Below are 19,604 nucleotides of genomic sequence, written 5' to 3'. Positions count from 1 at the left end.
AAACAGTTGCGCTCAACGCTATCCGATCCCGAATGTTGCCTCACCACCCCGCCCCGCGCTTCCCCTGGTCGAGCGCCGGCCCGGGTGGCCGGATGAGCGAGAAAGGCCCCCCATGTTGAAGTACGTACTGGATGTCGTCGATCTTCTGGACGATCCCCAGGTCAATGGCAAGACGGTCGCCGAGTACCTCGACTCCGTGAGCGGGGCCGAGGGTGCGTCGGCGCAGGTCACCACGGTCGCCGGCGAGCGGGGCTCGACGGACTTCGTGATGGTCCGCATCCCGGGTGCGCAAGGGCGTACGTCCGGGGGCGCCGCGCGCACGCTGGGCGTGGTGGGCCGGCTCGGCGGCATCGGTGCCCGGCCGGAGGTCACCGGCATGGTCTCCGACGCCGACGGGGCGGTCGCCGCGATCGCCACCGCGGCCAAGCTGCTCGACATGCGCCGCCGCGGCGACGTGCTGCCCGGCGATGTGATCGTCGCCACCCACATCTGCCCGAACGCGCCGACCGAGCCGCACGACCCGGTGCCGTTCATGGGCTCCCCCGTGGACATCGCCACCATGAACCGCCACGAGGTGACGGGTGAGATGGAGGCCGTGCTCTCCATCGACACCACCAAGGGCAACCGGATCATCAACCACAAGGGCCTCGCCCTTTCGCCCACCGTCAAGGAGGGCTGGGTGCTCCGGGTCGCCGAGCAGCTCGGCGAGCTGCTGGCCGTGGTGACCGGTGAGCCGTTGGTCACGTACCCGGTGACCACGCAGGACATCACGCCGTACGGTAACGGTGCACATCACATCAATTCGATCCTGCAGCCCTCCACCGCCACGGCCGCCCCGGTCGTCGGCCTGGCCATCACCTCGGCCGCCGCGGTGCCGGGCTGCGGTACGGGCGCGAGTCACGAGAGCGACATCGCGTCCGCCGCCCGCTACGCCGTGGAGGTCGCCAAGGCCTACGGCAGCGGCCACCTGGACTTCCACGACGCGGTGGAGTTCGACAACCTCGTCAACCGCTACGGGTCGCTGGCTCACCTGCAGACCTTCGGCCGTACACCCCAGGAGTCCTGATGGCAGCCACCCCGCAGGCCGAAGCCGTGGCCCCCGAGGCGAAGAGCATCGGCAGCGACGACTACGCGCTCTCCCGTGTCCCGCGCGACAAGCGGTTCGGCTTCTGGTCGATGCTGCTCCAGTGGCTGGCCCAGTCCGGCTCGATCTCGCAGTTCACCCTCGGCGCCACCATCGGTGTCGGCATGACCTTCGGGAATGCCTTTCTCGCCTTCACGCTCGGCGCGGTGATCCTGGAGATCGTGATCTTCGCGATCGGCCTGGCCGGGATGCGCGAGGGTCTGGCGACGCCGATGCTGACCCGCTGGGTCGGCTTCGGCCGCAACGGATCGGCACTCGTCAGCTTCGTCATCGCGGTCAGCCTGGTCGGCTGGTTCGGTGTCCAGAACACGATCTTCGGCAACAGCGTCTCGGCGCTGGTCGGCGGCCCGTCCTGGATGTGGTGCGTGCTGGCGGGCATCGCCATCACCGCCCTGGTGATCTTCGGCTTCAGGTACATGGCCGTCTTCGCCAAGATCGTCACGCCGCTCTTCTTCGCGATGGTCGCCTGGTCGGTCGTCTCCACGCTGAAGGACCACTCGCTCAGCGAGCTGATCCACTCGCCGCCTCCCGGTCAGACGATCCCGCTCGCCGTCGCCGCCACCGCCATCGCGGGCGGCTACATGACCGGCGCGATCGTGTCCCCGGAGATGACCCGGTACAACCGGAAGGGCTCGCACGTCTTCCTGCAGAGCGCCTCGTCGATGATCCTCTCCGAGTACATCGTCGGCCTGACCGGTGTACTGCTCGGCCACCTGGTGAAGAGCAGCGAGGTGTCGCACATCGTGCTCTCCACCTCCGGCGCCTTCGGCGTGATCGTGGTCCTGATGTCCACCGCGAAGATCAACGACTGGAACCTGTACGGCTCCTCGCTCGGCGTCGTCAACTTCTTCCAGGTCGTCTTCGGCAAGCGGCTGCACCGCGGCGCGGTCACGATCGCCCTCGGCATCGCGGGCACGGTCCTGTCGGCGGTCGGGATCATGACCCACTTCACCGAGTTCCTCTCCATCCTGGGCGTCGCGATCCCGCCGATCGGCGGCATCATCGTGGCCGAGTACTGGGTCGTGAAGCGGATGCGCAAGCCGCTGGACGAGACCCGGGAGTCCGAGAGCCTGCCGACGTCCTCGCCCACCTGGGTGCCGATGTCCATAGCCATCTGGATCGCGGCGTTCTGTGTCGGCAAGTTCTTCGACGGGGGCATTCCGGCCCTGAACTCGCTGGGCACCGCCTTCGTCCTGTACTGCGTCCTCGGCCTGCTGGGCTGGGTGAAGCCGTACGGCACCTCCACCCTGGACGACGAGGACACCGCCGCCCCCGCCGCCCGCGCGACAACCCCTGTGGGAGCAGCATGACGACCCCCGACCCCACCGCCCCGCTCGCCCCGGCCTCCGACCTGGCCCAGGACGAGGTCATCGAGCTCTGCGCCGAACTCATCAGGTTCGACACCTCCAACCCCACCAGTGACGAGCGCGCGTGCGCCGACTGGGTGGTGGGCCGCCTCGCCGAGGTGGGCATCGGCTCCGAACTGGTCGAGTCCGCCCCGGGCCGCGCCAATGTCATCGCCCGCATCGCGGGCAGCGACCCCGGACGCGGGGCCCTCCTGGTCCACGGCCATCTGGACGTGGTGCCCGCCGACGCCTCCGAGTGGCAGGTCCCGCCGTTCTCCGGCGAGATCCGCGACGGCTATCTGTGGGGCCGCGGCGCGATCGACATGAAGGACACGGTGGCCGTCATGCTGGCCACCGCCCGCCACTACGCCCGCACCGGCACCAAGCCGTCGCGCGACCTGGTCCTCGCCTTCCTCGCCGACGAGGAGGCGGGCGGGAAGTTCGGCGCCCACTGGCTGGTCGAGCACCGGCCGGAGCTCTTCGCCGGGGTCACCGAGGCGATCGGCGAGGGGGGCGGCTTCTCCTTCGCGCTGGACGACACCCGCCGCCTGTACCCGATCGAGAACGCCCAGCGCGGCATGGCCTGGATGGAGCTCACCGCCACCGGCCGGGCCGGCCACGGCTCGTCCCCCAACGACGAGAACGCCGTCACCGACCTCGCCGAGTCGCTGACCCGGATCGGCCGCGAGACCTTCCCGATCCGTCTGATCGAACCGGTGCGCGCCCTGCTCGAAGAGGCCGCCCGCCTCTACGGTGTCGAGTTCGACGAGAACGACATCGAGGGCAGCCTCGCCCGGCTGGGCCCGGTCTCCGACTTCATGCAGGTGGTGCTCCGCAACTCGGCGAACCCCACCATGTTCAGCGCCGGCTACCAGACCAACGTCATCCCGGGGAAGGCGACCGCCCGGGTGGACGGCCGCTTCCTGCCCGGCCACGAGCAGGAGCTGATCGACACCATCGACCGGCTTCTCCTCCCCTCGGTCACCCGCGAGTGGGTCAACCACGACATCGCGCTGGAGACGACGTTCGACGGCCCGCTGGTCGACGCCATGTGCGCGGCCGTACGCGCCGAGGACCCGGACGGCCACCCCGTCCCGTACTGCAACCCCGGCGGCACCGACGCCAAGGCGTTCACCCACCTCGGCATCCGCTGCTTCGGCTTCAAGGGCCTCAAGCTCCCGCACGACCTGGACTACGGCCGCCTCTTCCACGGCGTGGACGAACGCGTCCCGCTGGAGGGCCTGCGCTTCGGCGTCCGCGTCATGACCCGCCTCTGGCAGAGCTGCTGACCTCCCCCTCACAGCCCCACCCGAAAGCCCGACCCGGGCACGCCCCTCGTACGCCCCCGCCGACGCCCTCGGCCGGGGCGTACGGCCTTTCGGTGCACCACCCGCGGCGCGTACGGACCGGGCCGCCGAAGTGACGAAGGTCCCCGCCCACTCCTGGCAGGGACCTTCGTTCAAGAGTCCTCAGGCAGCCGCGTCGCCGGCCTTGACCTCATCAACGAACGCGAGCCAGGCGGCGGCAGGGAAGACACAGACGCCCTGCTCCGGATCCTTGGAGTCCCGGACAGCCATCCGGCGCCCGCCGAGCCGGGCACCCTCGACACAGTTGCCGCCCTGGTCATTGCTGTAGCTCGACTTGAACCAGTCGGCTCCACGTGGGGTCTCAGCCGTGATGCTCATGGATGTTCATAGCTCCTTGATTGCCGTCTGGATCATACTCAAGGACTCCTGTGGTCCAGGAGCAAGTGCGGATAGGTCGGTGAACGCCTCGTCGTAGCGCTCAACGCTGTCCTCGCGCCTTGTGACCCACGCGTCTGCCAAGTTCTCCAAGTAGACGATCGGCTTGAGGACCGCTCGGTCCGGGAAGTGCAGGACGACGAATGGCCCGTTCATCCCGGAGTGCGCACCCAGCTTGAAGGGAATGACCTGCACTCGTACGTTCGGCATCGAGTCCGCCAACTCGGCGATATGGCGGAGCTGATCGCGCATGACGGTCCGTGAACCCACCTGCCTGCGCAGGACGGCCTCGTTGACGATGGCCGAGAATTTGAGCGGGGCCACGTCCCGGCGCAGCACCTCCTGCCGCGTCACGCGCACCGCGACGAGCTTGTCCACCTCATCCGCGCCAAGACCTTGATGAGCCCGCTGGTGGATGACTCGGACGTATGCCTCGGTCTGGAGCAGTCCGGGCACGAACTCCGACTCGTACGTCTGAAGCACGCTCGCTGTCGCTTCCAGACCGAGGAACGCCTTGAACTGGGGCCCGATGACTGGTCGATACTCCGGCGACTGCCACCAGTCCTGCTTGGTCTTGGTGACTGCCGCATACCCCACGAGCAATGCGCGCTTCTCCCGGTCGGCGCCGTAGATCTCGCACAGAGCCATCACGTCACTCGTCTCGACGGAGGCGTTCTCTCCTGACTCCAGCCGGGTGAGTTTGGACGGACTCCAGATGAGTTGCTTGACCACCTGAGTGGATTTCAAGCCGGTGGTGAGGCGTAACTGACGGAGTTCGCTGCCCAGTTGAAGGCGGCAGAGAGCTGGCGTTGCCGACTCTATGTCCAGCGTCATGCGACGTCCTTTCACTGCACGTAACCCAGTGTGACGGAGAAAGTCCCGACTCGGCAAGAAACGTTCTGCGCCACAGCAGAAGGGGCGGATTCCCGCGCAAACTCGCATGCCGGTCGTGGAAGTTCACGCGAAAACTTGTCAGCAGAATTCTGCTGTATCGGTTCCAACCGTAGCCGTTTCGATGCAACTCTTACTGTCAGTTGCCAGATGAGCGCACCAGGCGACCGATCGGCCTGAGAACGCCACGCGTGTGCGCCCCGAGCCCCACACCCCCACAGGGTCAGGAGTCCTCCATGACAGACCCCACGCCGATTCGGCCGTCGGAACCGACCAAAACGGCCGACGTCCCCCACGTCGCCGACCTCCCCTTGGACATCGAAACTGCGGGTCAAGCCGCTGATGACGCCCTCCGAATCCGACTCGGCACCGTCACACGTCGGGAGATCGATGCGTGGACGGCCGAACTACGAGGACGCGTCAGCCTCTTCGCCGAAGAGGTCATTAACCTCGTACAGACCCCAGCAACACGCGCCGCTCAATGGGAGGTTGACCAACTCCTCGCCTCCGCACCGGGGGACGACACCCTCGTTTTCAACGCCTACCAGCACCTGCGCGACCTCGCCCGGATGCTGCGCTGGCTGGTCACGGAGCACCACAAACGGACGGAGACAGCCGATAGCGACGAACAGGGCAGGGCCCGTCCGTCCCTCGTCGGCTCCGCAGCGGAACCCAAGGCGATGCCCACCGATGACGGGATGGGGACGTGACCGAACTCCCCCGACAGCTCGCGTACATCATCTGCCTCACCGTCCTCGACGGCTCGCTGGTCGCGGCGGTGTCGCGGTGACACATCAACCAGTGCCCGAAGTTCACGACCTGGTAGGCGCACTAACCACCGCCCCCGGACATGAGCCCGGCAAGGGCCGCCGGCCGGCACCGGCCGAGAGGAAGGGCCGCAGGCACATGGAAGAGCCCCGCACGGACGCGCGGCAGTGGGAATACACAACGTTCGCTCCCCCAGGAGAAACGTGCCCTGCGTGCCTGAAACCGATCGCGACGCTTGAGCGTTGCCACCGCGGTGAAATCGAGCGGGCGTCCAGAGGCCCAACCACGATTTACCGGCACATCGACTGTGAGAGCCCGTAGGGGTTCAAGAGGCGGACGAGGCGATGACTGCCATGAACTTTCCTCGCCTCAACGCTTGGTGGATCGAAACCGCCCGGGTCCGTACGCGCCTTGCTCACCTGGCAGCTCTCCGGCCCACCGAGCGGAACTCCTGCTCGTAAGCGTGTGCCCCAGCGATGGAGTTTCAGGCATAGCGGTCAAAAAGAGCCTGGATGTATCCCTCCAGCCTCTGGGTCAGCACACCGGCTGTCAGATCGACGCGGCCCAGATCGCGCCAGGGGACAGCGACCTTCTCCGCATCCGGGGCGAATCCCAACGCGTCCAGCAGTCGCCAATGGAGATGGGCGGCGCGAACGTCGGCCAAGGTCCCTCCCGCGGCGACGTAGCGGTCGGCGAACCGCATGCCTGCGGGAACACCGTGCAGGAGGGCGAGGGCCGTCGAGCAGTGGGCCACGTCCAGGTCGGCGGGCCCCCAGGAGGTCTCCACCCAGTCGACGACACCGCTGATCCGAAGAGCATCTCCGGTGCCTTCGTAGAGGACGTTTCCGGGATGGAAGTCCCGGTGCAGGAAGCAGCCTTGGTAGTCCGGAGGCTTGCGGCGAATCACATCAACAGCCCGATCCCAGAGTGCGCGCCGCTCGGTGTCTTCGGGCGGAGTCACGCGCTCGGGAGAAGCCCACGCCTGATACGTACGAGGCCGTTGTTCTGCGGTCACCGGCAGCTGATGGATGTACACCAGCTGCCGGGCCAGCAGTTCGGCACGGTCGTCAGCCCCCTGATCGCTCAGGCACACGGCCCCTGGCAGCAGGGACATCAGCAAGGACGGGTGGTCGCAGTACTGGGCCGTCGCGTCCACTGCCGCCAACGTGGGCGCGGGCACATCCGTGTCACCGAGCATGCGCAGGATGGTCGCCTCACGTTTCAGCAGGCCGTCCGCATGCCGAACGAAGAACGGCTTGACGAAGGACCGCAGGACGAGCGAGCGCCGGCCGCCCGGACCGCAGATGTCCAGCCGAAGCATCTCCGACGTCCAGCCGCCACGCAGCCGCACAACCTTGTCGACGTGCTCCGCCTCGGACAGCCGCTTCTCCACCCAGGAGCGCGTGGCTCCCCAGCCCTGACCTTCATGATCCGCGCCGATGCCGTCACCCACCCCGCTTGTAACCATGGAGGCAGGCTATTGCCGGCGAACGCATCCCGTGGACCGCATTCGCCAACGGTGTGTGGAGGCGCCGCTGTCACAGGGCCGGTGAATCACTCCTGCCCCGCCGACGCCCTCGGCCGGGGCGTACGGCACGATGGGGCGCCGTCGAACGCGTACCCCGTAAATACCGCCCCCACCAGGAGGAACCCGTGCCCGCCGAGCCCAAGCCCGAGATTCTCGCCGCCTTCCAGGCCGCCAAGGGCTTCATGCCGGTGGTCGAAGGGCTCGCGCTGTACCGGGCCGCGGTCGAGGCCGCCTCGCTGGGGCTGCCGCTCCTTGAGGTCGGGACGTACTGCGGGCGCTCCACCCTCCTGCTCGCCGAGGTCGCCCGGACGGCCGGGGTGACGGCTCTGACCGTCGACCACCACCGCGGCAGCGAGGAGCAGCAGCCCGGCTGGGAGTACCACGACCCGACCGTGGTGGATCCGGAGGTCGGCCGGATGGACACGCTGCCGACGTTCCGCAGGACCCTGCACGCGGCGGGTCTCGAAGACCACGTCGTGGCACTGGTCGGACGGTCTCCGCAGGTCGCGGCCGTGTGGGGCGGGAAGCTCGGCTTCGTCTTCATCGACGGCGGACACACCGACGAGCACGCGAACGGTGACTACGAGGGGTGGGCGCCGCATGTGGCCGAGGGCGGCCTGCTGGTGATCCACGATGTGTTCCCGGACCCCGCGCACGGCGGCCAGGCCCCGTACCGCGTCTACCTGCGGGCACTGGCCTCGGGCGCGTTCACCGAGGTCTCGGTGACGGATTCGCTCAGAGTGCTGCGGCGCACGGGGACGGGGATCTGAGCGGGCGCCGGGTGCGGAGGAAGCCGGTCCGCGGCGGGTACGGGCGTTCGGGCCGGGTGGTCCGAGCGCCCCGATAGCATCGCGGGGTGCCGTACGACGAGAGCGTTCCCCCCACCCCGCGCCGCCGGCTCCTGCTCGCCACCGCCGCGCTCGCAGCCGTGTGTCTGAGTGCCGCGGGCTGCGGCGCGGACGACGGCGGCGGGCCGCTGGCTGTGCCCCGGCAGGGCGGCGACGCCACCTCCGCCGCGCCGCCCCCGGCCTCGCCGTCGACGAGCGCCGCGGCACCGGAGAAGACGTCCGCGTCCCCCACCGCGCCCGCGAGGCCCACGGAGTCCGCGAGCGGCCGGGGCTCGGGGCCTCTGTCCGGGAAGACCGTCGTCATCGATCCCGGCCACAACCCGAACAACCGTCTGCACACCCGCGAGATCAACCGCCAGGTGGACATCGGCACCGCGCACAAGGAGTGCGACACCACCGGCACCTCGACCAACTCCGGTTACGCGGAAGCCCGGTTCACCCTGGACGTGTCGCACCGGCTGCGAGAACTCCTGAAGGCGCAGGGCGCGAAGGTCGTGCTGACGTACGACAACGACCGCGCGTACGGGCCGTGCGTGGACGAGCGGGCCCGGATCGGCAACGAGGCCAAGGCCGATGCGGTGGTCTCGGTGCACGCGGACGGTTCCGCCGTCGGCAACCGCGGCTTCCATGTGATCCTGCCCGCGCTGGTGAAGGGAGGAGCGGCGGACACCTCGAAGATCGTCGAACCGTCGCGCGATCTCGGCACCCGGATCGCCGGTCTCTTCGTCCGCAATACCGGAAGTGCTCCTTCCAATTATGTAGGCGGCAACTCCGGATTGGACATCCGCAAGGATCTGGGCGGACTGAATTTGTCGACCGTGCCCAAAGTGTTCATCGAATGCGGCAATATGCGTGATCCGAAGGACGCTGCCCTGCTCACCAGCGCCAACTGGCGCCAGAAGGCGGCACAGGGCATTGCCGACGGCATCAGCAGCTACCTCAAGGGGTAGCAAGAGGTGGTTCTGAGGCGAAATTGGGGGGAAGTACGTCCAGAACCCGGGCGGGGACACGCGTAGTCCGGGCAGACGATAGATTCATCCTTACGATGGGGAGCCGCCCCCGAGCTTCACGCCGTGCCCGCCCTACCGGTGGCAGCGACGACCGCCCCGACGAAACGATCGACGAAGGACTTTCACGTGAATATCCGCTCCCTCACTCGAGGCGACGGCGTGGTGATCGGAGCAGCGGTGGTGCTGTTCATCGCCTCTTTCCTCGACCTCTCCGGCTTCGACTGCCCTGCGGGTCTCAACTGCTCCAGCTACAACGCCCCGAACGCCTGGGACGCGCTCGGGATCCTCATGAGCGTGTTCCTGGCCGGCATCATCGGCGCGGCGCTGGTCGTTGTGGGCCGCGCCATGCCGAGCCGCAAGGTCCTGGGCCTCGACCTCGGCCAGTTCGGGGCCGCCTTCTGCGTCTTCGCCCTGTGGACGGCCTTCTGGACGACCATCGACGCCAGCGACGCGGGCGCCGGAATGATCCTCGGCATGCTCGCCACCATCGTGCTCGCGGGTGGCGCGGTCGCCACTCCGCTGGTTCCCGCGCTCAAGGCCCCGCTGGCGGGCGCCCCGCGTCCGCAGGCCGTGCAGTCGCCGTACGGCGGCCAGCAGCAGCCGGGCCAGGGTTACGGCTACCCCGGCGCCCAGCAGCAGCCGTACGGCGCACAGCCGGGTCAGCCGCAGCCGTACGGTGCGCAGCCCCAGCCCGGTCAGCCCCAGCCCGGTCAGCCGCAGCCCGGTCAGCCGGATCCGCAGACGGCCCAGGCGGCGGCCGGTGCGCCGTCCGGTGACTTCACACCGTTCTGGTTCGCGGTGCCGGTGGCCCGCCCGCTGTACGGGGAGGACGGTTCGCCGTCGCCGATCGCCGAGCTGGCGCCCGGCACCTGGTACCTCGCGGTGGAGCAGCGCGGTCAGGGCCTCATCGCCCAGACGCAGGACGGCCGTCGCGGTGTGCTCCAGGACACCACGGGCATCCAGCGCGGCTGAGCCCACGCTTCCGCAGCACGAACAGCGGCCCCCCGCCCCTTCCGGGCGGGGGGCCGCTGCCGTACTCTCCGTCCGTGCGCCAATGATCTGACGTTTCGTCAGAATGCTGGGGAGGCAACGGAATGCGGCTCGGACTCGCACTCGGTTACTGGGGCCGCGGCCCGAACCCCGCCCATCTGGAGCTGGCCCGGGAGGCGGAGCGTCTCGGGTACGCATCGGTGTGGACGGCGGAGGCCTGGGGCTCCGACGCGTTCACCCCGCTGACCTGGATCGCCGCGCACACCTCTCGTATCCGGCTGGGCACCGGCATCGCGCAGATGGCGGCGCGCACCCCGACGGCGACCGCCATGCACGCCCTGACCCTGGACCATCTCTCCGGCGGCCGGATGATGCTCGGCCTGGGGCTGTCGGGCCCGCAGGTGGTGGAGGGCTGGTACGGGCGGCCGTTCCCGGGCAGTCCGCTGACCGCGACCCGCGAGTACGTCGACGTCATCCGTCAGGTGCTCCGCCGCGAGTCCCCCGTCGAGCTGGACGGGCGCTTCCACTCCCACCCGTACCGCGGTCCGGACGCCACCGGCCTGGGCAAACCGCTGAAGCCGATCACCCATCCGCTGCGCTCCCGGCTGCCCGTGCTGCTCGGGGCGGAGGGGCCGAAGAACATCGCGCAGACGACGAGGATCGCCGACGGCTGGCTGCCGCTGTACTGGTCACCCCTGCGCACGGATGTGTACGAGGCGTCGCTCACGGACCTGCCGGACGGTTTCATGATCGCGCCGATGGCCCGTGCGCGGATCTGTGACGATGTCGCCGAGGGGCTGCTGCCGGTGAAGGCGATGCTCGGCTTCTACATCGGGGGAATGGGGCACGCGGCCCGTAACTTCCATGCCGATCTGATGGCGCGGATGGGGTTCGAGGAGGAGGCGCGGCGGATCCAGCGGCTGTTCCTCGAAGGGCGCAAGGAGGAGGCGGTGATGGCCGTTCCGGACGCGTTCGCCGATGAGATCTCGCTCGTCGGCCCGCGGCAACGGGTCGCGGAACGGCTGGAGTTGTGGCGCAAGGGACCGGTGACCGACCTGCTGGTGACAGCACCGGACCCGCACACCCTGCGGGTGCTCGCGGAGCTCAACCAGTGCCGGTAGGGGCGCTACTGGCCGTCCCGCATCCACGGCCCGGCGCGACCGCAGCAGGATCCGCCGGACAGCACACCTGGTGTCGCGGCCGGTCCGGGTCCGTCGGCCAGGCGCCGGTGCCGACCGGTGCGGGCCGTACGCGCCGTCGTGACGCGGTGCGTTCCCAGGGCTGGAGGTCGGGGTACGTCAGGAGTTCCAGGGTGCTGCCCCACGGGGTACGCAAGTACGCGAACCGGTTGCGCTCCCCCGCTTCGGGGCCCGGCAGCGGCTGTGCCTCGGCGAGCAGGGAGGCCCCGGCGGCCACACAGTCCCGCACCGCTGCGTCCAGGTCGTCGGCGTAGAGCGCCAGGTGCTGCCAGCCGAAGTCGCAGGGCAGCACCGGGGGTTCGCGGCGCGGGCCCTCGAACTCGAACAGCTCGATGCCCGGACCGTCGCAGGGAAGGGCCAGCATCCTGATCGCCAACTGCTGGGTGCCCGCCGGGACGCCGAGGCGTCGTTCGACGTCCGGTCCGCCGTGCGGGCCTTCCTGGCGTCGCAGGGCGTCGTACAGCACCTCCGCACCGAACGCCCGGACGAGGAAGAGAGTGGCGGTCTCCAGGTCGGGGACCGTGACCCCGATGTGGTCGATGCCTCGCACGCTTGTGGCCGTCATGGGTTCACCGCTCCTGTCCCGGGGCCGCACAGACCGCCCCGTCCGCCCCGGAGCGGGCCCGCTCCGGGGTCGTGCCCCCGCGCGACCAGGCCAGCAGGGCGTCGGCCGGCCACGTGGTGATGACGCGTTCCGCCGGGACGCGGCACTCCTCGGCGCGGGCGCAGCCCAGGATCTGCCAGTCCAGCTGCCCTGGCGCGTGCGCGTCGGTGTCGATGGAGAACAGGGCGCCCGCGTCGACGGCGCGCCGCAGCAGCCGGCGGGGCGGGTCGAGCCGTTCGGGCCGGCTGTTGATCTCCACCGCCGTGCCCGCCCGCGCGCACGCGGCGAAGACCTCGTCCGCGTCGAACCGGGACTCCGGACGGCCCCGGCCGCTGATCAGCCGCCCGGTGCAGTGCCCGAGGACGTTCGCCCGGGGATGCCGGACAGCCGCGAGCAGGCGCCTCGTCATCGGGGCCGCGTCCATGCGGAGGCTGGAGTGCACGGAGACCACGACGACGTCCAGCCGTTCCAGCAGCTCCTCCTCCTGGTCGAGGGAGCCGTCGGGCAGGATGTCGCACTCGATGCCGGTGAGCAGCCGGAACGGCGCCCACCGCGTGTTCAGCTCGGCGATCACGTCCAGTTGCCGGCGCAGCCGGTCCGGGGAGAGGCCGTTCGCGACGGTGAGCCGGGGCGAGTGGTCGGTGAGAACCGCCCACTCATGGCCCAGCTCCGCCGCTGTGCGGCCCATCTCCTCGATCGGGCTGCCGCCGTCCGACCAGTCGGAGTGCAGGTGGCAGTCGCCGCGCTGGAGGGCGCGCAACTGCGCGCCGCTCTCGGGGAGCGGCACCGCGGCGGCCTCCTCCTCCAGCCGCTCCAGGTAGCCGGGCACCTTCCCGGCCACCGCCTCGCGGATCACCTGTGCGGTCTTCGGCCCGATGCCCCCGACCGACTCCAGCGAGCCCTCCGCCACCCGCTGTGCGGCCTCGCCGTCCGGCATCGCCGCCAGCGCGTCGGCGGCCGTGCGGAAGGCTCGCACGCGGTAGGTGTCGGCCCTGCCGCGTTCCAGGAGAAAGGCGATCCGTTGCAGGGCGCGTACCGGCTCCATCGGCACCTCCACGGGGCACCCGGACCCATCGGCACCTCCATGGGGCCGCCGGGCCCGACGGGCTGTCCCCTCCAGCTTCGCGCAGCACCGCCGGGCCCGCACCGCGGACGGCGACCGCACAGGACGCACGGGGCCGTGCCCACGCGCGGACGGCGGCCGGGGCTCAGCCGAACGCCGCGCGCTCCAGCCAGAAGTCCAGCAGCTCCCGCTCGCCCAGCACCTCGACGCGGTCGCTGCCGGCCGCCAGACGCCGGTTGAAGACGAGCATGACGTCGGTGAGCGGGCCCCGCAGCGCCACGGTCGCCCTCTCGTGGACGCGCCGCCAGGTGAAGCCGTCCTCATCGAACGCGATCAGCCACTCGGCACCCGGCACGTCCGTGGCGTGCAGATGGATCGAGCGCCCGCCGCCGCGCAGTCCGGCGGCCTCCTTGTCGCCCGCGGCCTGGGCGAAGGCGACGATCTCCAGCCACTCCTCGATGGTGTCGGCGGCCAGCTCCGGAGCCACCCGGTAATCGGTCTTCGCGGTGAGCGCGGCGTCGGCCTGGTGGACGATCGTCTCGTGCGCCATGCGGCGCGCCCAGAAGCCCGTGTGCTGTCTCCCCTCCCCCATCCAGGACCAGACCCGCTGGTCCGGACCGGCCGCTCGCAGGGCCTCGGCGGTCTTCGCCGCGCCGTCCGCCAGCCAGGCGTCGAGCACGGCGGGATCGTCGCTCCCGGGCCTGAACTCGGGCACCTGGTCGTCCGCGACCTCCGCGACGGCCCGGGTACGGACGATCTCGCCCACCCAGCGGTGTGCGCCGCCGAGATGGACGGCGAGGTCGCGCAGGGTCCAGTCGGGACAGGTCGGGACGGTCGCGTCGAGGTCGGCACCCTTGATCGCCGCTCTCAACGCGTCGGTGCGGCTGATGATTTCGTCACAGTAGAGGTCGTGCGGGAGTGAGCTCACGCCCCGCACCGTAAGGCGCCGCGCCACCGTCACGCACGTCGTTATCCGCCGAGCTGAGAGGTGGTGGGCACCTTGTCCTTCACCTCGGCGCCCGCGCTCCTGCCGGCGTCCTTGACGCCGGTGATCACGCTCTCGAAGGCCCCGATGTCGCTCTCGCCCGCCTGGCCCTTGCGGAGCTTGGTGCCGAGCCCCTTGAGTGATTCGATACCCGCCGACAGGGGCGCGACCGCCTTCGACAGCAGGGGGTCGCCCTTGGCATTGGCCACCGCGGCCTTCAGCCGGTTGTAGGCGAAGCCGCCCGCGAGCCCGGCCTTGACCAGAGCGAACGTCCGCCCGTCCGCCCCCTTCTTGAACGTGCCCGCACGGTACGGCTTCACGATCCACTGATACGTCGCACCGGCCGCGAGCCCCGCGTTGGTGACGAACCTCGTCTTGGCGAACTTCTGCGCCTCGGCCGAGGACGTGCCGCTCGGGGACGCGGAGCTGCTGGCGCTGTTGCCGTCCTTGCTCCCGCCGCACCCGGTGGCCCCCACCAGCACGGTGCAGGACAGCAGCAGCGAAACGAGCAGCCGGCGCAGCGATACGGAACGGTTCACGGCAGAACTGGGCACGGCGGGCCTCCCTGGCCGGGCAACACCCCGGCAACCTCTACGGAGAGTGACACCTCCGGTCACCCTCCGTAAGGTTCGCCCGGCCCGGGGCGGTGTGCCACTCGGGACCGCCGTCCGGGTTTCACGCGCCGGAAAGCGGCAACCCGGAATCCATGTCTCCTCGCACAGGAACGAGAAGCACCACCGCCGCACGTGTCATAGCCGTCGTGGCCGACGTCATGGCCTTCGTCATCGGCTTGTGGATCCTGATGTACCTGCTGGACGCCAACCGGAACAACGACCTGGTGAACGTCGTCCAGCACACCGCGCGCTGGCTGGCGAGCTGGTCGTACGACCTGTTCACCTTCGACGAGGCGTGGGCGCGGGTGGTCTCCGGATACGGGCTGGCCGCCGTCGTCTACCTCTTCGTGGGCCACGCGGTGGCCGGCCGCCTCCGGAGCTAGCCGACTGCGCACCGGTATCAACGTCGGATGCCTTGCGACCCGCAACGCGAAAACCGGCTTGCCTCCACGAGTGACACCGGCGTCCACGACGCCGGGCTCGTCGTTGCCCGCCGCCTGGTCGGCACCGGGCAACTCGTCACCACCAGGCGTGTGGTGGGGCGACTCGCCGCGTACGCAGATTCCCCGGTGAGTGAGGCTGCGCCGCGCGCCTACTACGCGGCGCGGGAGCTGCCCGTCGGGGGCTGAGGACGCACGTCGGCAGCCCTCAGCGGCAGCAGTCGGGATCCAGCCCGCGCGGCAGGCGTTCGCCGCCGAAGACCGCCGTGGTCGCCTCGTCGCCGCCGAGCGCGGCCACCGCGAGCAGCAGGGAACCGGCGGTCCAGGTGGTGAGTTCCTCGGGCCAGAACGCGCGGTTGCCCTCGAAGACGTATCCCGTCCAGTACAGGCCGCCGTCGGCGCGCAGATGCTGGATGGACTGAAGGATCTCCAGCGCGCGGTCGGACTCGCCCATCACCCAGAGCGCCAGGGCGAGTTCGCAGCTCTCGCCGCCGGTCACCCATGGGTTGGGCAGCACGCAGCGCACCCCGAGGCCGGGGACGACGAAGCGGTCCCAGCCCTCTTCCACCCGGTCCTTGGCGGCCGTTCCGGTCACCGCGCCGCCGAGGATCGGGTAGTACCAGTCCATCGAGTAGCGGCTCTTGTCCAGGAAGCGTTCCGGGTGGTTGCTGATCGCGTGGGCCAGCGCACCGGTCGCCAGCTCCCATTCGGGCTGCGGCTCCTCGCGCCGTTCGGCGAGGGCGAGGGCGCAGCGCAGCGCCTGGTGGATGGAGGAGCAGCCGGTCAGCAGCGCGTCGTCGACGGGGATGCCGTCGGCCTGGCGCTTCCAGCCGATCTGGCCGCCGGGCTGTTGGAGCCGGAGCACGAACTCGACGGCGGCGTAGACGGTCGGCCACATCCGGTCGACGAACGCGTCGTCGCCGGTGGCGAGGTAGTGGTGCCAGACACCGACGGCCACGTACGCGCAGAAGTTGGTCTCCAGACCGCGGTCGGTCGGCTGCTCCGGATCGCCGTCGTGGTACGCGGCGTACCAGGAGCCGTCCGCGTTCTGGTGGCGGGCCAGCCAGTCGTACGCGCGTTCCGCGGCGGCGTGCTCGCCCGCCGCGTCGAGGGCCATCGCGGCCTCGGTGTGGTCCCACGGGTCGAGGTGGTGGCCGCGGAACCAGGGCAGCGCACCGTCCTCGCACTGCGCCGCCAGGAGGGCGGCAACGGTCTCCGCGGCCTGCTCGGCGGTGAGGACTCCGGGCAGTACGAGGTGTTCGGTCTGCTCGGGAGTGGTCACGCCTCGGCCTTGGAGAGGTCCGCGGCAGCGGCCACGGGCAGGTGCGGCTTGGTCGCGTACGCCACGAAGCTCTTGCCGACGACCGGGTTGAGCAGCTGCTCGGCGACCCGGGTGACGGCGGGCTTCTTCATGATGTCCCAGACCAGCAGCTTGTGGTACGCGCGCACCGGGAGCGCCTTGTCGTTGTCGACGCCGAAGGCGCACTTCAGCCACCAGTACGGCGCGTGCAGCGCGTGGGCGTGGTGGGTGCCGTACGGCTTGAGGCCGGCGGCACGGATCTTGCCGAGCAGTTCGTCGGCCTTGTAGATGCGGATGTGGCCGCCCTCGACCTCGTGGTACGCGTCGGACAGCGTCCAGCAGACCTTCTCGGGACCGTAGCGCGGCACGGTGATCGCTATCCGGCCGCCGGGCTTGAGGACCCGGACCATCTCGGCGAGCACGCCCTTGTCGTCGGGGATGTGCTCCATCACCTCGGAGATGATCACGACGTCGAAGGACTCGTCGGGGAACGGCAGATTGAGCGCGTCGCCCTCCATCGCGGTGGCGGTGGCGCCCTCGGGGGCCTCCTTGGCCTCCTTCATCGCCGCGAACCACTTCGCGACCTCGCGGATCTCCTCGCCGTTCTGGTCGAGGGCCACGACCTGGGCGCCACGCCGGTAGCACTCGAAGGCGTGGCGTCCGGCGCCGCAGCCCAGGTCGAGCACACGGTCGCCGGCGGCGAGCGGGAAGCGGGTGAAGTCCACGGTCAGCACGAATGCCTGCTTTCGCGGTCGAGGGGGTCAGGGGGCGGAGAGTGCGGGGCGGACGGCCACGTCACCGCCGGCCGCCGGTGCGGGTGGTGCCCGCGCGGGCGGCGATCGCCTCGCGGTACAGGGCGACGGTGCCGAGGGCGGCCTGCTTCCAGGTGAACCGGGACAGCACCCGGGCACGGCCCGCGGCGCCCAGGGCGGCCCGCAGTTCCGGGTCGCCGAGCAGCCGGGCGAGGGCGTCGGCCAGCGCCCCGGCGTCGGCGGGCGGCACGGCCAGGCAGGTCTCACCGTCCGGGCCCGCGACCTCGGGGATCGCGCCGCCGGTGGTGGCGACGAGGGGCGTGCCGGTGGCCATGGCCTCGGCGGCGGGCAGCGAGAAGCCTTCGTACAGGGAGGGGACGCAGGCGATCTGGGCGCTGCGCACCAGGTCGACGAGTTCGGCGTCGCTTATTCCCTTGACGAACTCGACGGCGTCCTGGAGCCCGTGCCGTTCGATGGCCTGCGCGACCGGTCCGTCCTCGGCCCGGTTGCCGACGACCACGAGGTGCGCCGCCGGGTTCCCGGTACGCAGCTTGGCGAGCGCCTCGACGAGGTGAACGAGGCCCTTCAGCGGGACGTCGGCGCTGGAGGTGGTGACGATCCGGCCGGGGATCTCGGCGACGGACGGGTCCGGCGACCACAGGTCGGTGTCCGCGCCGATGTGGACGACGTGGATACGGTCCTGCCGCACCCCGAGGTGCTCGACGATCTCCTGCTGGGAGGTGCCGGAGACGGTGAGTACCGAGGGCAGTCGGCGCGCGACCCGCTTCTGCATGCGGGTGAAGCCGTACCAGCGGCGCACGGAGAGGCGTCGGCGGCGGGTCTCGGCGGCGTCCAGGTCCAACTGCCGGTCGACCGTGATGGGGTGGTGGATCGTGGTGACGAGCGGGGCGCCGAGGTCCGCCAACAGACCGTATCCGAGGGTCTGGTTGTCGTGAATGACGTCGAACTCGCCACGTCGGGCGGCGAGATGGCGCCGCGCGCGCAGGCTGAACGTGAGCGGCTCGGGGAAGCCGCCGGTCCACATGGCCGCGACCTCGGCGGCGTCGATCCAGTCCCGGTACTCGGCCCGCTTCGGAGTGCGGAACGGGTCGGGCTGACGGTAGAGGTCCAGGCTGGGCAGCTCGGTGAGCGGGACGCCCTCGTCGAGCACCGGGTAGGGCTGGGCGCCGATCACTTCGACGGTGTGCCCGAGGCGGGCGAGTTCACGGCCGAGGTGGCGCACGTAGACGCCCTGGCCGCCGCAGAAGGGGTTGCCCTTGTAGGTGAGGAGTGCGATGCGCAACGGACGGTCGTCGACGGTGCCCGACTCGTCCCTGCCCGTGCGGGGGCCTGTCTCTGTGGCCTCAGCGGTCACACTCGGCCCCCTTCTCACTGCGTGTTCGCCGGAGCGTAACCGCTCACGCTAATCTAGAACAAGTTTCAGACTGGATCATTCAATGAGCTACGAATCTACCGGCAGGTAGCGTCGGCGCAACGGCCGGATCAGGTGATTCGCGCCACGACCGGCCGCCCTGGCATGCTATGCGCCGCCGGGAGACCGAACGCCTCCCTCCGGTTGCGGACAGAAGCCATGGATGGGGACACATGACAGCGGAAGCCAAGCCGGCATCGCCGCCCCTGACGGAGCGGCAGGAGGCCCGCCGTCGCCGCATCCTGCACGCCAGCGCCCAGCTCGCCAGCAGGGGTGGCTTCGAGGCGGTGCAGATGCGTGAGGTCGCGGAGGCGGCCGAGGTCGCCCTGGGCACGCTGTACCGCTATTTCCCGTCCAAGATCCATCTGCTGGTCGCCACCATGCAGGACCAGCTCCAGCACATGCACACGACGCTGCACAAGCGCCCGCCGACCGGGGACGACGCCGCACAGCGGGTCGCCGGCACCCTGATGCGCGCCTTCCGCGCCCTCCAGCGCGAACCCCATCTGGCGGATGCGATGGTGCGGGCGCTGACCTTCGCGGACCGCAGCGTCAGCCCGGAGGTGGACACCGTCTCGCGGATCACGACGGCGATCATCCTGGACGCGATGGGCCTGGAACATCCGACGCCGGAGCAGCTGTCCGCGGTCCGGGTCATTGAGCACACCTGGCACTCGGCGCTGATCACCTGGCTGTCGGGGCGGGCATCGATCGCCCAGGTGAAGATTGACATCGAGACGGTGTGCCGGCTGATCGACGTGACGGCACCGCCCCGGGACGAGTGACGGCACCACCCCGGGAAGCCGCCCCGCATATCTGCCCGGTCCGCCCGGTCCGCGCGGGACGACCGGTCCGCTGCCCCGCGCGCGTCCGTCCCGTGCGCGTCCGTCCCGCAGGTGGATCGATCCGGGTGGTCGGTGGTCCTTCGTCACACACCCCTCCGGCAGG

General features: G+C 70.2%; 21 protein-coding genes. 11 read left to right on the top strand and 10 right to left on the bottom strand.

The features are described from left to right. Positions 1–112 precede the first annotated feature (112 nt). Genes ACFVUT_RS26115 through ACFVUT_RS26105 form a run of 3 tightly spaced genes read left to right on the top strand, consistent with a single transcriptional unit; the run spans position 113 to position 3,779 of the window. Positions 113–1,066, top strand: coding sequence for a DUF1177 domain-containing protein (locus ACFVUT_RS26115; RefSeq protein ID WP_389654394.1), 954 nt, complete (start codon positions 113–115; stop codon positions 1,064–1,066). Continuing rightward, on the top strand, positions 1,066–2,454 hold the full coding sequence (locus tag ACFVUT_RS26110) for a cytosine permease (RefSeq protein WP_389654392.1): 1,389 nt from the start codon (positions 1,066–1,068) through the stop codon (positions 2,452–2,454). The genes ACFVUT_RS26115 and ACFVUT_RS26110 overlap by 1 nt, the downstream gene beginning before the upstream one ends. Next, entirely contained in the window at positions 2,451–3,779 is a 1,329-nt protein-coding gene (locus ACFVUT_RS26105; RefSeq protein WP_389654390.1) for a M20/M25/M40 family metallo-hydrolase, read from the top strand. Before ACFVUT_RS26110 ends, ACFVUT_RS26105 begins: the two co-directional genes overlap by 4 nt. 180 nt (positions 3,780–3,959) lie before the next feature. On the opposite strand, the gene ACFVUT_RS26100 is transcribed toward ACFVUT_RS26105, so the two are convergent. Beyond that, positions 3,960–4,175, bottom strand: coding sequence for a DUF397 domain-containing protein (locus ACFVUT_RS26100; protein ID WP_389654388.1), 216 nt, complete (start codon positions 4,173–4,175; stop codon positions 3,960–3,962). Between the two features lie 6 nt (positions 4,176–4,181). Then, on the bottom strand, positions 4,182–5,066 hold the full coding sequence (locus tag ACFVUT_RS26095; protein ID WP_389654386.1) for a helix-turn-helix domain-containing protein: 885 nt from the start codon (positions 5,064–5,066) through the stop codon (positions 4,182–4,184). Between the two features lie 293 nt (positions 5,067–5,359). Here ACFVUT_RS26095 and ACFVUT_RS26090 point away from each other — a divergent pair, with 293 nt between their 5' ends. Further along, the gene (locus tag ACFVUT_RS26090) at positions 5,360–5,833 is read left to right on the top strand and encodes a DUF6415 family natural product biosynthesis protein (protein ID WP_389654384.1); all 474 of its coding nucleotides are present in this window, start codon (positions 5,360–5,362) and stop codon (positions 5,831–5,833) included. Positions 5,834–6,375: 542 nt separating this feature from the next. Here the strand turns inward: ACFVUT_RS26090 and ACFVUT_RS26085 are convergent. Beyond that, positions 6,376–7,359 (bottom strand): phosphotransferase family protein, encoded by a 984-nt coding sequence (locus ACFVUT_RS26085; protein ID WP_389654382.1) that lies wholly within the window; start codon positions 7,357–7,359, stop codon positions 6,376–6,378. A 242-nt stretch (positions 7,360–7,601) separates the two neighbouring features. Here ACFVUT_RS26085 and ACFVUT_RS26080 point away from each other — a divergent pair, with 242 nt between their 5' ends. The 4 genes from ACFVUT_RS26080 (at position 7,602) to ACFVUT_RS26065 (ending at position 11,388) form a co-directional block, all read left to right on the top strand. Then, positions 7,602–8,189 carry a class I SAM-dependent methyltransferase gene (locus tag ACFVUT_RS26080; RefSeq protein ID WP_389654426.1) on the top strand — a complete coding sequence of 196 codons (588 nt, stop codon included), beginning with the start codon at positions 7,602–7,604 and terminating at the stop codon, positions 8,187–8,189. Positions 8,190–8,275: 86 nt separating this feature from the next. Next, on the top strand, positions 8,276–9,217 hold the full coding sequence (locus tag ACFVUT_RS26075) for an N-acetylmuramoyl-L-alanine amidase (RefSeq protein ID WP_389654380.1): 942 nt from the start codon (positions 8,276–8,278) through the stop codon (positions 9,215–9,217). 186 nt (positions 9,218–9,403) lie between these two features. Then, positions 9,404–10,249, top strand: coding sequence for a hypothetical protein (locus ACFVUT_RS26070; RefSeq protein ID WP_389654378.1), 846 nt, complete (start codon positions 9,404–9,406; stop codon positions 10,247–10,249). Between the two features lie 122 nt (positions 10,250–10,371). Continuing rightward, on the top strand, positions 10,372–11,388 hold the full coding sequence (locus tag ACFVUT_RS26065; protein WP_389654376.1) for an LLM class F420-dependent oxidoreductase: 1,017 nt from the start codon (positions 10,372–10,374) through the stop codon (positions 11,386–11,388). Here ACFVUT_RS26065 and ACFVUT_RS26060 read toward each other — a convergent pair. The 4 genes from ACFVUT_RS26060 to ACFVUT_RS26045 form a co-directional block, all read right to left on the bottom strand. Then, complete coding sequence (locus tag ACFVUT_RS26060; protein ID WP_389654374.1) at positions 11,372–12,031, bottom strand: VOC family protein; 660 nt, start codon at positions 12,029–12,031, stop codon at positions 11,372–11,374. The two genes, ACFVUT_RS26065 and ACFVUT_RS26060, sit on opposite strands and share 17 nt — an antisense overlap. 4 nt (positions 12,032–12,035) lie before the next feature. Further along, positions 12,036–13,115 (bottom strand): PHP domain-containing protein, encoded by a 1,080-nt coding sequence (locus ACFVUT_RS26055; RefSeq protein ID WP_389654372.1) that lies wholly within the window; start codon positions 13,113–13,115, stop codon positions 12,036–12,038. Between the two features lie 163 nt (positions 13,116–13,278). After that, complete coding sequence (locus ACFVUT_RS26050; protein ID WP_389654370.1) at positions 13,279–14,061, bottom strand: maleylpyruvate isomerase N-terminal domain-containing protein; 783 nt, start codon at positions 14,059–14,061, stop codon at positions 13,279–13,281. A 41-nt stretch (positions 14,062–14,102) separates the two neighbouring features. Further along, positions 14,103–14,657, bottom strand: coding sequence for a hypothetical protein (locus tag ACFVUT_RS26045; RefSeq protein ID WP_389654424.1), 555 nt, complete (start codon positions 14,655–14,657; stop codon positions 14,103–14,105). A 167-nt stretch (positions 14,658–14,824) separates the two neighbouring features. On the opposite strand from ACFVUT_RS26045, the gene ACFVUT_RS26040 reads away from it, so the two are divergent. Together ACFVUT_RS26040 and ACFVUT_RS26035 are read left to right on the top strand one after the other, a co-directional pair. Beyond that, positions 14,825–15,115: a hypothetical protein gene (locus ACFVUT_RS26040; RefSeq protein ID WP_389654368.1), complete on the top strand. Its 291-nt coding sequence runs from the start codon at positions 14,825–14,827 to the stop codon at positions 15,113–15,115. A gap of 27 nt (positions 15,116–15,142) precedes the next feature. Beyond that, positions 15,143–15,361: a hypothetical protein gene (locus tag ACFVUT_RS26035; RefSeq protein ID WP_389654366.1), complete on the top strand. Its 219-nt coding sequence runs from the start codon at positions 15,143–15,145 to the stop codon at positions 15,359–15,361. A 19-nt stretch (positions 15,362–15,380) separates the two neighbouring features. Here ACFVUT_RS26035 and ACFVUT_RS26030 read toward each other — a convergent pair whose 3' ends face one another. The 3 genes from ACFVUT_RS26030 to ACFVUT_RS26020 form a co-directional block, all read right to left on the bottom strand. Continuing rightward, the gene (locus tag ACFVUT_RS26030) at positions 15,381–16,454 is read right to left on the bottom strand and encodes a prenyltransferase (protein WP_389654364.1); all 1,074 of its coding nucleotides are present in this window, start codon (positions 16,452–16,454) and stop codon (positions 15,381–15,383) included. Further along, entirely contained in the window at positions 16,451–17,206 is a 756-nt protein-coding gene (locus ACFVUT_RS26025; RefSeq protein ID WP_389654362.1) for a class I SAM-dependent methyltransferase, read from the bottom strand. The genes ACFVUT_RS26030 and ACFVUT_RS26025 overlap by 4 nt, the downstream gene beginning before the upstream one ends. A gap of 61 nt (positions 17,207–17,267) precedes the next feature. After that, positions 17,268–18,599 (bottom strand): glycosyltransferase family 4 protein, encoded by a 1,332-nt coding sequence (locus ACFVUT_RS26020; RefSeq protein ID WP_389654360.1) that lies wholly within the window; start codon positions 18,597–18,599, stop codon positions 17,268–17,270. Positions 18,600–18,829: 230 nt separating this feature from the next. Here ACFVUT_RS26020 and ACFVUT_RS26015 point away from each other — a divergent pair, with 230 nt between their 5' ends. Further along, positions 18,830–19,441 (top strand): TetR family transcriptional regulator, encoded by a 612-nt coding sequence (locus ACFVUT_RS26015; protein WP_389654358.1) that lies wholly within the window; start codon positions 18,830–18,832, stop codon positions 19,439–19,441. Positions 19,442–19,604 lie beyond the last annotated feature (163 nt).

It is taken from the genome of Streptomyces sp. NPDC058051, from assembly GCF_042885475.1.
GTDB lineage: Bacteria > Actinomycetota > Actinomycetes > Streptomycetales > Streptomycetaceae > Streptomyces.
Note: the sequence above shows the minus strand (reverse complement) of the source record. Positions and strands in the feature narration are given on the sequence as shown.

What these genes read in the sequence shown, in the direction of transcription:
- ACFVUT_RS26115 (WP_389654394.1), top strand. Translation starts at nt 113, where the DNA reads ATGTTGAAGTACGTACTGGATGTCGTCGATCTTCTGGACGATCCCCAG.
- ACFVUT_RS26110 (WP_389654392.1), top strand. Translation starts at nt 1,066, where the DNA reads ATGGCAGCCACCCCGCAGGCCGAAGCCGTGGCCCCCGAGGCGAAGAGC.
- ACFVUT_RS26105 (WP_389654390.1), top strand. Translation starts at nt 2,451, where the DNA reads ATGACGACCCCCGACCCCACCGCCCCGCTCGCCCCGGCCTCCGACCTG.
- ACFVUT_RS26100 (WP_389654388.1), bottom strand. Translation starts at nt 4,175, where the DNA reads ATGAGCATCACGGCTGAGACCCCACGTGGAGCCGACTGGTTCAAGTCG.
- ACFVUT_RS26095 (WP_389654386.1), bottom strand. Translation starts at nt 5,066, where the DNA reads ATGACGCTGGACATAGAGTCGGCAACGCCAGCTCTCTGCCGCCTTCAA.
- ACFVUT_RS26090 (WP_389654384.1), top strand. Translation starts at nt 5,360, where the DNA reads ATGACAGACCCCACGCCGATTCGGCCGTCGGAACCGACCAAAACGGCC.
- ACFVUT_RS26085 (WP_389654382.1), bottom strand. Translation starts at nt 7,359, where the DNA reads ATGGTTACAAGCGGGGTGGGTGACGGCATCGGCGCGGATCATGAAGGT.
- ACFVUT_RS26080 (WP_389654426.1), top strand. Translation starts at nt 7,602, where the DNA reads ATGCCGGTGGTCGAAGGGCTCGCGCTGTACCGGGCCGCGGTCGAGGCC.
- ACFVUT_RS26065 (WP_389654376.1), top strand. Translation starts at nt 10,372, where the DNA reads ATGCGGCTCGGACTCGCACTCGGTTACTGGGGCCGCGGCCCGAACCCC.
- ACFVUT_RS26060 (WP_389654374.1), bottom strand. Translation starts at nt 12,031, where the DNA reads ATGACGGCCACAAGCGTGCGAGGCATCGACCACATCGGGGTCACGGTC.
- ACFVUT_RS26055 (WP_389654372.1), bottom strand. Translation starts at nt 13,115, where the DNA reads ATGGAGCCGGTACGCGCCCTGCAACGGATCGCCTTTCTCCTGGAACGC.
- ACFVUT_RS26040 (WP_389654368.1), top strand. Translation starts at nt 14,825, where the DNA reads ATGTCTCCTCGCACAGGAACGAGAAGCACCACCGCCGCACGTGTCATA.
- ACFVUT_RS26035 (WP_389654366.1), top strand. Translation starts at nt 15,143, where the DNA reads ATGCCTTGCGACCCGCAACGCGAAAACCGGCTTGCCTCCACGAGTGAC.
- ACFVUT_RS26015 (WP_389654358.1), top strand. Translation starts at nt 18,830, where the DNA reads ATGACAGCGGAAGCCAAGCCGGCATCGCCGCCCCTGACGGAGCGGCAG.